The organism is Acidocella sp. (genome assembly GCF_052326845.1).
Classification (GTDB): Bacteria; Pseudomonadota; Alphaproteobacteria; order Acetobacterales; family Acetobacteraceae; genus Acidocella.
Genome location: NZ_JBKQJR010000141.1, coordinates 1 through 10,487, shown reverse-complemented (window position 1 = coordinate 10,487; position 10,487 = coordinate 1). Strand labels below are relative to the sequence as shown.

The following is a 10,487-nucleotide window of genomic DNA, read 5'->3' as shown; positions in this document are numbered from 1 at the left end:
ATCGACCATCCGGCGGTGCAGCAGATGATCCCGTCGCTCTCGGATCATCGTGTCGTCACCTACGGGTTTTCGCCGCAGGCTGATGTGCGGGCCGAGCGCATCATCTCCTCCAAGGATGGTGCCAGCTTCGAGGTGCGCATCTCCGATCGCATCTCCGGCCGGGCGCGCCGGATGGGGCCATTCAAGCTGCCGATGCTGGGCAACCACAATGTGCAGAACGCGCTGGCGGCGATCACCGTGGCGACGGAGATGGAGATCGACGAGGCGCAGATCAAGGCGGCGCTGGCCAATTTCGCAGGCGTGAAGCGGCGCTTCACCAAGACCGGCGAGACGGGCGGGATCACCGTGATCGACGATTACGGGCATCACCCGGTGGAGATCGCGGCGGTGCTGAAGGCGGCGCGGCAGGCCGGGGCGCGCGATGTGATCGCGGTGGTGCAGCCGCACCGCTACACGCGGCTGCGCTCGCTGTTCGAGGAATTCTGCACCTGCATGAACGATGCGGGCACGGTGATCGTGGCCGATGTGTATGCGGCGGGCGAGGAGCCGATCGAGGGCGTGGATAAGGAAGCGCTGGTCGAGGGCCTGCGCGCGCGCGGGCACCGGCAGGTGGTGGCGCTGTCCGATCCGTCGCATCTGGCCGAGATGGTGCATGCCATCGCCCGGCATGGCGACTACGTGGTGTGCCTCGGCGCCGGGAATATCACGCAATGGGCCGCGGCGCTGCCGGCGCAGCTGGCGGAGTTGCAGAACGCGGCGCGTGCCGCGGGGATGAGACGCTGATGATGGCGGTGATTCCCGCCACGCGCGGCCGTCTGGCCGAGCATGCGCCTCTGGCGCCGATAACGTGGTTCCGCGTCGGCGGACCTGCGGAGTTTCTGCTCCGCCCGGCGGACGTCGAGGATCTCTGCGCCTTCCTCAAGGAACTGCCGCTGGAGATGCCGGTGACGGTGATAGGTGCTGCCTCCAACCTGATCGTGCGCGATGGTGGCATCAATGGCGTCGTCATCAAACTGGCGCGCGGTTTTGGCGATGTGGTGGTGGAGGATGGCGCCATCATCGCGGGGGCGGCGGCGCTGGATGTGACTGTGTCGGAACATGCGGCCGAGGCCGGGCTGACCGGGCTGGAATTTCTTTCGGGAATTCCCGGCACGATTGGCGGTGCCGTGGCGATGAACGCGGGCGCCTATGGCGGCGAGATCGCGCAGGTGCTGGACTGGGCCGAGATCGTCACCCGCGCGGGTGAGCTGATCCGCGTGAAGGCGGAAGACCTTGGTCTCTCCTACCGTCATGCCAATCTGCCGTCTGACTCCGTGGTGGTGCGGGCCAGGTTGCGCGCGCGGCCGGGCGAGTCGGCGCTGATCGGCGCGAAGATGGCGGAAATCAAATCCAAGCGCGAAGCGAGCCAGCCGGTGCGGGCGCGCACGGGCGGCTCCACCTTCGCCAACCCGGAAGGGCAGAAGGCTTGGGAGCTGATCGATGCCGCCGGCTGCCGGGGGCTGACGAAGGGCCAGGCCCAGGTTTCGGAATTGCACTGCAATTTCCTGCTGAATCTGGGCGAGGCCACGGCGGCCGAACTGGAAGGCCTGGGTGAAGAGGTGAGGCGGCGCGTTCAGGAGAATTCCGGCGTGGCGTTGCGTTGGGAAATCAAACGGATTGGAGTGCCGGTATGACGCGTGTGGCTGTTCTGCTTGGTGGCATGTCGTCGGAGAGTGAGGTTTCCCGCCGCTCCGGCGCGCAGGTGATCGCGGCGCTGGAGACAGCCGGATTCGAGGTCTCGCGCGTCGATGTGACGGAAGACTTGGGCGCGCTGCTGCAAGCCCTCACCCCGCGCCCCGATGTGGTGTTCAACGCCCTGCACGGGCCCTTCGGCGAGGATGGGACGATCCAGGGCGTGCTCGACTATATGGGCATTCCCTATACCCATTCTGGCGTGAGGGCCTCGGCGCTGGCCATGGACAAGGCCGCCGCCAAGGCGGTGTTCGCCGCTGCCGGGCTGCCGGTGGCGCCGCACCGGATCATCGACATCGCGGAGCTGGCCGACCATGATCCTCTGCCACCGCCCTATGTGGTGAAGCCGGTGAATGAGGGCTCGTCGGTTGGCGTATCCATCGTCAAGGCAGGGGACAATAACCGCACCGAGATCGTGGCCAACTGGCATTACGGCCCGGCCATGGTGGAGCAGTATATTCCGGGGCGGGAACTCACCGTCGGCGTGTTGGAAGACCAAGCCCTGGCGGTGACGGAAATCCTGCCCGCCGAAAAATTCTATGACTACCACGCCAAGTATGCCGCTGGCGGCTCGCGCCATGTGGTACCGGCGGAAATCCCCGATGAAGTGGCCAAGCAGGCGATGGATATCGCGCTCGCCGCGCACCGGGCGCTGGGGTGCCGTGGCGCCTCGCGCGCGGATCTGCGCTACGACGATGAGACCGGCCGGCTGGTGCTCCTGGAAGTAAACACCCAGCCGGGCCTGACGCCGACCTCCCTGCTGCCGGAACAGGCGGCTTATACCGGCATGGATTTTCCTGCGCTCTGCACCTGGATGGTTGAGAGGGCGGCATGCCGCGTGTAGCCACGCCGCCACCGATCGATATTACCGCGGCGTCACGGCTGGACGTGGCGCCGCAGCGTCCGCGTACGTCACGCGCGCGCAAGCCGGCGCCGCCGCAGGACCGGCTGACGCAGCGCAAGCTGTTTTTCCGCCGCGTCAAGCGCAGTCTGAAGCCCGGGCTGTGGTTCCTCGTTATCGCCTCCGTGTTCATCGTCGGGTTCGAGCTGGTGCGCAGCCTGCCTTCCGCCGCGCCCGCGCCGCAAGTTGCGGAGACAACCGCCGCTGCCGCGCCATCGTCCTCGCCGCTGGCGAATTTCGCGGCGGACCTTGGCCTGCGCGTCACCAGCGTGCAGATCAACGGCGCCCGCACCACCGATCCCGACTTGCTGCGACAGGCGATCGGGGTGAAGCCGGGCGACCCGACGCTGGGGTTCTCGCTCGCCGCGATCCGTAACCAGGTTGAGCAGCTGGGGCCGGTGCAGAGCGCCGTGGTCTCGCGCGAACTGCCGGGCACGCTGGTGGTGACCGTGACCGAGCGCGATGCCTATGCGATCTGGCAAACTGTGAGCAACGGGCAGACGAAATTCGTGCTCATCGACAAGCAGGGCAATGTCATCGCCAACCAGGACGCCGCCGAGGCGAAGCGGCGCGAACCTTCGCTGCTGCTGCTCTCGGGGGAGGATGCGCCGGCCAACGCCAATGTGCTCGTCACCGAGTTGCAGGCGGCGCCCGCCGTGCTCTCGCATGTGGCGGCGGCGCAGCGCGTGGACGGGCTGCGCTGGAACCTCATCCTCAAAAACCAGACGCTGGTGAAGCTGCCAAGCGAGAACGAGGCTGATGCCATCGGCCAGCTTGCCGCGTTGCAGACCAGTGTGCAGCTGCTTGACCGGCCGGTCGAGGTGATCGATCTGCGCCAGGCAGGGCGGCTGGTGGTGAAGCCATATCCGGCGCCCGCGCCGCCAGCGCCGGAGAAACAGGGAGCGACGCAGAAACATGAGTAGCATGACACGCCGCCCGCCCGCTGTTGAGACGCCCGCGAGGCCGCAAATGGATGATGTGCCGCGCGCGCGCCGGGTGCGCTCCGGCCCGTTCGGCGTGCTCGATATCGGTTCGACCAAGATCGCCTGCCTGATTGGCCGCGCGGAATCGGATGGGCGGCTGCGCTCGCTCGGTTTTGGCTGGCAGAAAAGCCATGGCATCAAGTCCGGTGGCATCGTGGACCTGGACGCGGCGGAGCGGGCGATCCGCGCCGCCGTGGGCACGGCGGAGGAGTTGGCGGACACGCGGCTCAAATCCGTCTATGTGAACCTCTCCTGCGGCCAGCCGGAGTCGCGGCTGTTCAACGTGCAATGGCCGGTGGATGGCCGGGCGGTGACCGCCGATGACATCCGCCGCGTGGTGCGCGAGGCGCGCGCCCGCGCCGCCGCCGATGGGCGCGCGACGATCCATGCGCTGCCGCTGAGCTTCTCCACCGACGAGACGCTCGGCATTACCGATCCGCGCGGGCTGTTCTGCAACACGCTCACCGCGCAGCTGCATGTCATCGACTCGGGCAGCACCGCATTGCGCACGCTCTCGGCCTGTCTCTCGCGCTGCGAGCTGGATATCGCCGGGCTGATTTCCGCGCCGCTGGCCTCGGGCCTCGCCACGCTGGTGGGTGATGAACGTGAGCTCGGCACCACGGTGATCGACATGGGCGGCGGCACCACCACCATGGCGGTATTCTCCGAGGGGCAGGTGCTGCACACGGCGCAGATCCCGGTGGGCGGCAACCATGTGACGACCGACATCGCGCAGGGGCTTTCGACATCGATTGCTCATGCGGAACGATTAAAGGCGTTGTTCGGCAATTGTCATTCAAGCCCCGACGATTCGCGCGAGCTGCTGCCTGTGCCGATGGTGGGCGAGGCTGAACACCAGATCGCGCAGATGCCGCGCTCGCATCTCATTTCCTGCATCCGCCCGCGAATCGAGGAAATTTTCGAACTGGTGAAGGACCAGCTGGAAACAGCCGGGCTTGGCCGCGCGGGCGGTGTGCGCGTGGTGCTCACCGGCGGCGCGTCGCAGCTTGGCGGCGTGCGTGAACTGGCCGCGCAGATTCTTGACAGGCATGTGCGGCTTGGACGCCCGGGTGAAGTTATTGGCTTGCCCGACTCGGCGAATGCTCCCAATTTCGCCACGCTTGTCGGGCTGCTCGCCTTCGCCACCGGTGACGGCCAGAATATGCAGGATATCAATTTCGATGCCGAACGGGGTCGCGGTTGGTTTGGGCATTTTGTTGATTTTTTGAAAAATCGTGTTTGACATGAAATCGGCGCGTTCGTTACCGATTGTTCCTGAGGAGATGAGCAGATGACATTGAACTTGACAATCGAGAAGCCGTTGCACACGGATTTCACGCCGCGGATTACGGTCTTCGGTGTCGGTGGTGGCGGGTGCAATGCCGTTAACAACATGATCAGCCTGAATCTCCCGGGGGTTGATTTCGTCGTCGCCAATACGGACGCGCAGCAGCTGCAGCGCTCGCTGGCGGAGAAGCGGATCCAGCTCGGGCCGCATCTCACTCAGGGCAATGGCGCTGGCGGGCGGCCGGAGATCGGCAAGCTCTCCGCCGATGAAGCCGCCGAGGAACTCGCTCGTCACCTCGAGAATACGCACATGGTCTTCATCACCGCCGGCATGGGCGGCGGCACGGGCACGGGTGCGGCGCCGGTCATCGCCCGCATGGCGCGCGAACGCGATATCCTCACTGTTGGTGTTGTCACCAAGCCGTTCTCCTTCGAGGGCAAGCGCCGTTTGCGCGCCGCGGAGGAAGGCATCATCGAGATGCAGGCCTACGTTGACACGCTCATCGTCATCCCCAACCAGAATCTCTTCAAGGTCGCCAACGAACGCACGAGCTGGAAAGAAGCGTTCGAGATGGCCGACAACGTGCTCTACATGGGCGTGCGCGGCGTGACCGACCTGATGGTGATGCCCGGCCTCGTGAACCTGGACTTCGCCGACGTGCGCTCCGTGATGCGCGAGATGGGCAAAGCCATGATGGGCACCGGCGAGGCCGAGGGCGAGGATCGCGCGATCCGCGCCGCCGAGGCCGCCATCAGTAACCCGCTGCTGGAAGACACTAACATGAAGGGCGCGCGCGGCCTGCTGATCAACATTACCGGCGGCTCCGATGTGACGCTGTTCGAGGTGGATCAGGCTGCCAACCGCATCGGCGAGGAAGTCGACAAGGACGCGAACATCATGTTCGGCATGTCGCTGGACGAAGGTATGCAGGGCCGCCTCCGCGTTTCCGTGGTGGCCACCGGCATCGACTCCATGCCGCAGGCGATGCCGAACCTGAAAGTTGTGAATGGTGGCAATGCCGAGCACGTGCAGTTCCCCAATGCCGTGTCTGGCCACACGCTGAACCAGCAGGGCGCTGCCGCCCCGGCGATGCCGGGCGCGTCCCGCCCGGCGGGTTATGTGCCGGAGCCGCCTGCCGCGCCGCTGGTTTCCAAGGCTTTTGTCGACCGCGGCTACGAGATCGCGCTTGGCGCCGAGCCCGCCCCGGCCCAGCCGGCTGCTCACGCTGCTCCGGCGGCTGAAGCCGCGCGCATGCCGCAGCCGCAGCGCCCTACAGTGCCGGTGCGTAACGTGGCGCCGGACCCGGTGCGCGCGCCCGAGCCGCCCAAGAGCACCAGCATCTTCAAGTCCGTGTTCGGTTTCGGCAGCTCCAAGCCGGCCCCGGCGCCGCAGCCCACTCACCGGCAGGAGCCGCCCATGCGCGCTGAGCCGCATGCGCATGAGGAACTCCGCGAGCCTGCCCGCGCCGCCGTGCGCCCGGCGCAGATCGACGAGGTGGGGCTGGAAATTCCGGCCTTCCTGCGCCGCAACAACCCGTAAGCGGTACCAGACTTTACGAAAAACGGCCCCGGAAGGGGCCGTTTTTTATTGCCCGCGCGCCACGTAGCACCGTTCGCCGCTGGTCTCGTTGTACCAGACCTCGACGATCGCGCCTTTGGCCGGGTCCTTGAAGATTTCCCCAGTGTGCTCCCAGCCAGAGCCAGGGGCTTGCACTTCATTGCGGTGGTAGTGCGGCTCGAAGACAGTGCCGACGAGCAGCAGCAGGCCGAAGATCATCGGCCCCACCATGCCCGGCCCGGCGCCCGCAAGCATCCCGAGCAGCCCTCCGGCCAAAGCCAGCAGGCTCAGGCCAATGACAAAGCCGCGCAGCATCTCAAACCGGCTCGATAATGACGGCGGTGCCGTAGGCTACGACCTCGCTCATGGTCTGGCCCATTTCCGAGGAGTCGAAGCGCATCATGGTGACGGCGTTGGCGCCCATCATCGTGGCGTTGGCCACGAGCCGGTCCACGGCATGGCGCCGGGCTTCCTCCAGCATGCGGGTATATTCCACGATCTCCCCGCCAACGAGCGAGCGCAGCCCGGCCATGATGTTGCCGCAAAGGCCCCGGCTGCGCACAACCACGCCGAAGCATTGGCCCAGCGTCTCCCGCACCCGGTGATTGGCGACATTTTCGGTGGTGACGACGATCATGATTTCGCTCCGTCAGAGTGGCGTCAGCACAGCATAATCCACCGCCCCCGGCAATGCGGTTAGCTTGACGCGGGGGCGGGCGATGCGGCAGCAGGAAAGCGTGAATAACAAACGTGCCGCCTGGCCCAAAATACCGTTGCCGCCCTTGGCAGATACGATCCGCGCCAACGAGCGACGCGGGATTATGAGGCGTGGGCCCAAGGATCTTTATTACGATCTGATGACGATGCCGCTGTGGCTGCTGCTGGCGGTGCTGGTCGGCTATTTCCTTTTTCTCAACCTGGTGTTCGCCTGTTTGTACCAGCTGGTGGGCGGGCTGGGCGGCGCCTATAATGGGCATTTCAGCAGCGCCTTCTTCTTCTCGGTGCAGACGCTCTCCACCACCGGCTACGGCTCGGCGTACCCGAAGTCGCTCGGCGCCAATATCGTCAGCACCGCGGAAATTATGCTCGGCCAGCTCAATACCGCGGTCAGCACCGGCGTCGTGTTCGCGCGGCTTGCGCGCCCGCATCCGCGCGTGCTGTTTTCCAAGGTCGCGGTGGTGCGGGAAAGCGGCGGCGTGCCGGTGTTGATGTTCCGGGTGGGTAGCGGACAGCGCAATGAGATCGCCCAGGCGCGGCTGAGCGTGGTGGTGACGAGCTACGAGGATGATGATGGCGAGGGCGGCATTATGCGCCGCCAGCGGCCGCTGAAGTTGGAATGCGATGAAACCCCGGTTTTTGCCCTGAGCTGGATGGCGATTCACAGGATAACGCCGGACAGCCCGCTTTATGGCAAAACGAGCGAGACCCTGGCCAAGGATGGCGATGTGCTGGTCTGCTCGCTCACCGGCACCGACGAGGCTCTGAATGCCACGGTTACCGCCCGGCATGTTTATGGCGCCGGGGATATCCGCTTCGGCTACCGGTTCGTGAATATTCTCACGCGCTCGCAGTCCGGCGATATCAAGGTCGATTACAGCCAGTTCCACCGCATAGAGCATCTTGAAAAAGACGAAAAATCAGAGGCTTCTTCCGAAATATTCGGAAATAATGATTGACTGGAGGCAGGGGCGCCGCCGGGGGTAGATTAAATCCGATATTAACCGACGGATTCACCATGTCGTCCCTGCGCGAGAGATACAGCTTTACCCCGTCCGAACCGGCCCCGGCCCCGCGGCGCACGCTGAAGGCGGCGATTTCTGCGGTTGGCCGCGGGCTGCATAGCGGCGCGGAGGTGACGCTGTGGCTGAAGCCCGCTGCGGTGAATAGCGGCATCATGTTCCAACGCGCCGATCTGGGCGTCGGCATCCCCGCCCGGTTCGATTACGTGACCGATACGCGGCTGTGCACACTCATTGCTGTAGGCGAGGCGAAGATTGGCACCATCGAGCATCTGATGGCGGCGGTGGCGGCTTGCGGCGTGGATGACATGCTCATCGAGGTGGATGGCCCCGAATTGCCGGTGTTCGATGGCTCCGCCGCGCCCTTCCAGTTCCTGGTCGAGAGCGCCGGGATTGCCGAACATGGGGGCTTACGCGAGCACCTGGAGATCCTGCGGCCGGTGCGGGTCGAGCATAACGGCGCTTTCGCCGAGTTGCGCCCGCATAATCCGGGCGGCTCCGGGTTCGACATCTCGCTCTCCATCGAATTCGCCGCCTCCGCCATCGGCGCGCAGGCGTATCATTTCCACCTCTCCGAGGCGGGCTTCGCGCAGGAGATCGCCCAGGCGCGCACCTTCACCCTGCTGGGCGAGATCGAGGCGCTGCGCAAGGCCGGGCTGGCTCGTGGCGGCTCGCTGGCCAATGCCATCGTCGTCGATGACGCCAAGGTGCTGAACCCGGAAGGTCTGCGGTATGCCGACGAATTCGTGCGCCACAAGCTGCTGGACGTGATCGGCGACCTCGCACTTGCCGGCGCGCCGATCTCCGGTCGGTTCATCGGCAGCCGCACCGGCCATGCGCTGAACAACCAGCTTCTGCGCGCCCTGTTTGCCGACCAGGCGAATTACCGCCTGACCAACGGAACCGTGGCCAAGCCGCTGCAACTCACCGTCGCCTAGAATAATCTACGGGAATGCTAGGGTGAGGGGATAATCCTCTCGCCTTTTTGGCGTTTGGCATGATTTTGCCGTGGTAATCGCCTATTTGTAAAAAGCTTTTCCAATTTGCGGTGGTTCGCCGGGCATGCCAAGAGAGCCTGATAATGCCCTGCCGTGGGTGCGGCGGGGGTGGCTAGACGGAGACTTGCATGACGGCCGCGGACGCGACGGTGGGACTGACGCATTTACAGCGTCTTGAGGCGGAATCTATCCACATCATGCGGGAGGTCGTGGCCGAGACCGAGAAGCCGGTGATGCTGTACTCGGTGGGCAAGGACAGCGCGGTGATGCTGCATCTGGCGCGCAAGGCGTTCTACCCCAGCCCGCCGCCGTTTCCGCTGCTGCATGTGGATACGACCTGGAAGTTCAAGGCCATGTACGAGCTGCGCGACCGCATGGCGCGCGAGAGCGGGATGGAGCTAATCGTCTACCATAACAAGGAGGCGATGGAGAAAGGCATCAACCCGTTCGACCACGGTTCGCTGCACACCGATATGTGGAAGACCGAAGGGCTGAAGCAGGCTCTCGACAAGTACGGGTTCGACGCGGCCTTCGGTGGCGCGCGGCGCGATGAGGAGAAATCCCGCGCCAAGGAACGCATTTTCTCTTTCCGTTCGACCAACCATCGCTGGGACCCGAAGAACCAGCGTCCGGAGCTGTGGAGCCTGTACAACGCCCGCAAGGCCAAGGGCGAGAGCATCCGCGTGTTCCCCATCTCCAACTGGACCGAGCTGGATATCTGGCAATACATCCATTTGGAGAACATCCCGATTGTGCCTCTGTACTTCGCGGCCAAGCGGCCGGTGGTGGAGCGCGACGGGCTGCTGATCATGGTCGATGACGAGCGTTTCCCGCTGCGTCCGGGCGAGGTGGCCGAGGAACGGAGCATCCGCTTCCGCACGCTGGGCTGCTACCCGCTCACCGGCGCGGTGGAGAGCACCGCCACGACGCTGCCCGAGGTGATCCAGGAGATGCTGCTGACCACCACCTCGGAACGGCAGGGCCGCGTGATCGACAAGGATGCTGGCGGCGCCAGCATGGAGAAGAAGAAGCAGGAGGGGTATTTCTGATGGATAAGCAAGCTTCCTCCTACCAGACCGACGAGCTGATCGCGCAGGATATCGATGCGTATCTGGAGCAGCATCAGCATAAGAGCCTGCTGCGCTTCATCACCTGTGGCTCGGTGGATGACGGCAAGTCGACGCTGATCGGGCGGCTGCTGTACGATTCGAAGATGATCTTCGAGGATCAGCTGGCAGCACTCGAGGCTGATTCCAAGAAGGTCGGTACGCAGGGGCAGAACATCGACTT

General features: G+C 64.9%; 12 protein-coding genes. 10 read left to right on the top strand and 2 right to left on the bottom strand.

All coding sequences use genetic code 11. From position 1 onward, the window contains the following. The 6 genes from ACLPJJ_RS09345 to ftsZ form a co-directional block, all read left to right on the top strand. A partial coding sequence (locus tag ACLPJJ_RS09345; RefSeq protein ID WP_443590706.1) for a glutamate ligase domain-containing protein occupies positions 1–783 on the top strand: 783 nt, incomplete at its 5' end. Continuing rightward, positions 783–1,673 (top strand): UDP-N-acetylmuramate dehydrogenase, encoded by an 891-nt coding sequence (murB, locus tag ACLPJJ_RS09340; protein WP_443590705.1) that lies wholly within the window; start codon positions 783–785, stop codon positions 1,671–1,673. The genes ACLPJJ_RS09345 and murB, both read left to right, overlap by 1 nt. After that, on the top strand, positions 1,670–2,575 hold the full coding sequence (locus ACLPJJ_RS09335) for a D-alanine--D-alanine ligase (RefSeq protein ID WP_443590704.1): 906 nt from the start codon (positions 1,670–1,672) through the stop codon (positions 2,573–2,575). Before murB ends, ACLPJJ_RS09335 begins: the two co-directional genes overlap by 4 nt. Further along, a complete protein-coding gene (locus ACLPJJ_RS09330) occupies positions 2,563–3,555 on the top strand; it encodes a cell division protein FtsQ/DivIB (RefSeq protein WP_443590703.1) in 993 nt (330 codons plus the stop codon). The genes ACLPJJ_RS09335 and ACLPJJ_RS09330 overlap by 13 nt, the downstream gene beginning before the upstream one ends. Next, the gene (ftsA, locus tag ACLPJJ_RS09325; protein WP_443590702.1) at positions 3,548–4,858 is read left to right on the top strand and encodes a cell division protein FtsA; all 1,311 of its coding nucleotides are present in this window, start codon (positions 3,548–3,550) and stop codon (positions 4,856–4,858) included. Before ACLPJJ_RS09330 ends, ftsA begins: the two co-directional genes overlap by 8 nt. A gap of 48 nt (positions 4,859–4,906) precedes the next feature. Beyond that, on the top strand, positions 4,907–6,442 hold the full coding sequence (gene ftsZ, locus ACLPJJ_RS09320; protein ID WP_443590701.1) for a cell division protein FtsZ: 1,536 nt from the start codon (positions 4,907–4,909) through the stop codon (positions 6,440–6,442). Positions 6,443–6,487: 45 nt separating this feature from the next. Here the strand turns inward: ftsZ and ACLPJJ_RS09315 are convergent, their stop codons facing one another. Further along, a complete protein-coding gene (locus ACLPJJ_RS09315; RefSeq protein WP_443590700.1) occupies positions 6,488–6,775 on the bottom strand; it encodes a hypothetical protein in 288 nt (95 codons plus the stop codon). A 1-nt stretch (position 6,776) separates the two neighbouring features. Further along, the gene (locus tag ACLPJJ_RS09310; RefSeq protein WP_443590699.1) at positions 6,777–7,097 is read right to left on the bottom strand and encodes a YbjQ family protein; all 321 of its coding nucleotides are present in this window, start codon (positions 7,095–7,097) and stop codon (positions 6,777–6,779) included. A gap of 184 nt (positions 7,098–7,281) precedes the next feature. On the opposite strand from ACLPJJ_RS09310, the gene ACLPJJ_RS09305 reads away from it, so the two are divergent. The 4 genes from ACLPJJ_RS09305 to ACLPJJ_RS09290 form a co-directional block, all read left to right on the top strand. After that, positions 7,282–8,136, top strand: a complete 855-nt coding sequence (locus ACLPJJ_RS09305; protein ID WP_443590698.1) for an ion channel — start codon at positions 7,282–7,284, stop codon at positions 8,134–8,136. A 59-nt stretch (positions 8,137–8,195) separates the two neighbouring features. Beyond that, complete coding sequence (gene lpxC / locus ACLPJJ_RS09300; RefSeq protein ID WP_443590697.1) at positions 8,196–9,137, top strand: UDP-3-O-acyl-N-acetylglucosamine deacetylase; 942 nt, start codon at positions 8,196–8,198, stop codon at positions 9,135–9,137. Positions 9,138–9,325: 188 nt separating this feature from the next. After that, positions 9,326–10,246, top strand: coding sequence for a sulfate adenylyltransferase subunit CysD (gene cysD / locus ACLPJJ_RS09295; protein ID WP_443590696.1), 921 nt, complete (start codon positions 9,326–9,328; stop codon positions 10,244–10,246). Then, on the top strand, positions 10,246–10,487 hold a 242-nt coding region (locus ACLPJJ_RS09290), incomplete at its 3' end, for a GTP-binding protein (protein WP_443590695.1). The genes cysD and ACLPJJ_RS09290, both read left to right, overlap by 1 nt.

Excerpts from the sequence above, each read along its gene's own strand:
- murB (WP_443590705.1), top strand. The coding sequence starts at position 783 with ATGATGGCGGTGATTCCCGCCACGCGCGGCCGTCTGGCCGAGCATGCG.
- ACLPJJ_RS09335 (WP_443590704.1), top strand. The coding sequence starts at position 1,670 with ATGACGCGTGTGGCTGTTCTGCTTGGTGGCATGTCGTCGGAGAGTGAG.
- ACLPJJ_RS09330 (WP_443590703.1), top strand. The coding sequence starts at position 2,563 with ATGCCGCGTGTAGCCACGCCGCCACCGATCGATATTACCGCGGCGTCA.
- ftsA (WP_443590702.1), top strand. The coding sequence starts at position 3,548 with ATGAGTAGCATGACACGCCGCCCGCCCGCTGTTGAGACGCCCGCGAGG.
- ftsZ (WP_443590701.1), top strand. The coding sequence starts at position 4,907 with ATGACATTGAACTTGACAATCGAGAAGCCGTTGCACACGGATTTCACG.
- ACLPJJ_RS09315 (WP_443590700.1), bottom strand. The coding sequence starts at position 6,775 with ATGCTGCGCGGCTTTGTCATTGGCCTGAGCCTGCTGGCTTTGGCCGGA.
- ACLPJJ_RS09310 (WP_443590699.1), bottom strand. The coding sequence starts at position 7,097 with ATGATCGTCGTCACCACCGAAAATGTCGCCAATCACCGGGTGCGGGAG.
- ACLPJJ_RS09305 (WP_443590698.1), top strand. The coding sequence starts at position 7,282 with ATGAGGCGTGGGCCCAAGGATCTTTATTACGATCTGATGACGATGCCG.
- lpxC (WP_443590697.1), top strand. The coding sequence starts at position 8,196 with ATGTCGTCCCTGCGCGAGAGATACAGCTTTACCCCGTCCGAACCGGCC.
- cysD (WP_443590696.1), top strand. The coding sequence starts at position 9,326 with ATGACGGCCGCGGACGCGACGGTGGGACTGACGCATTTACAGCGTCTT.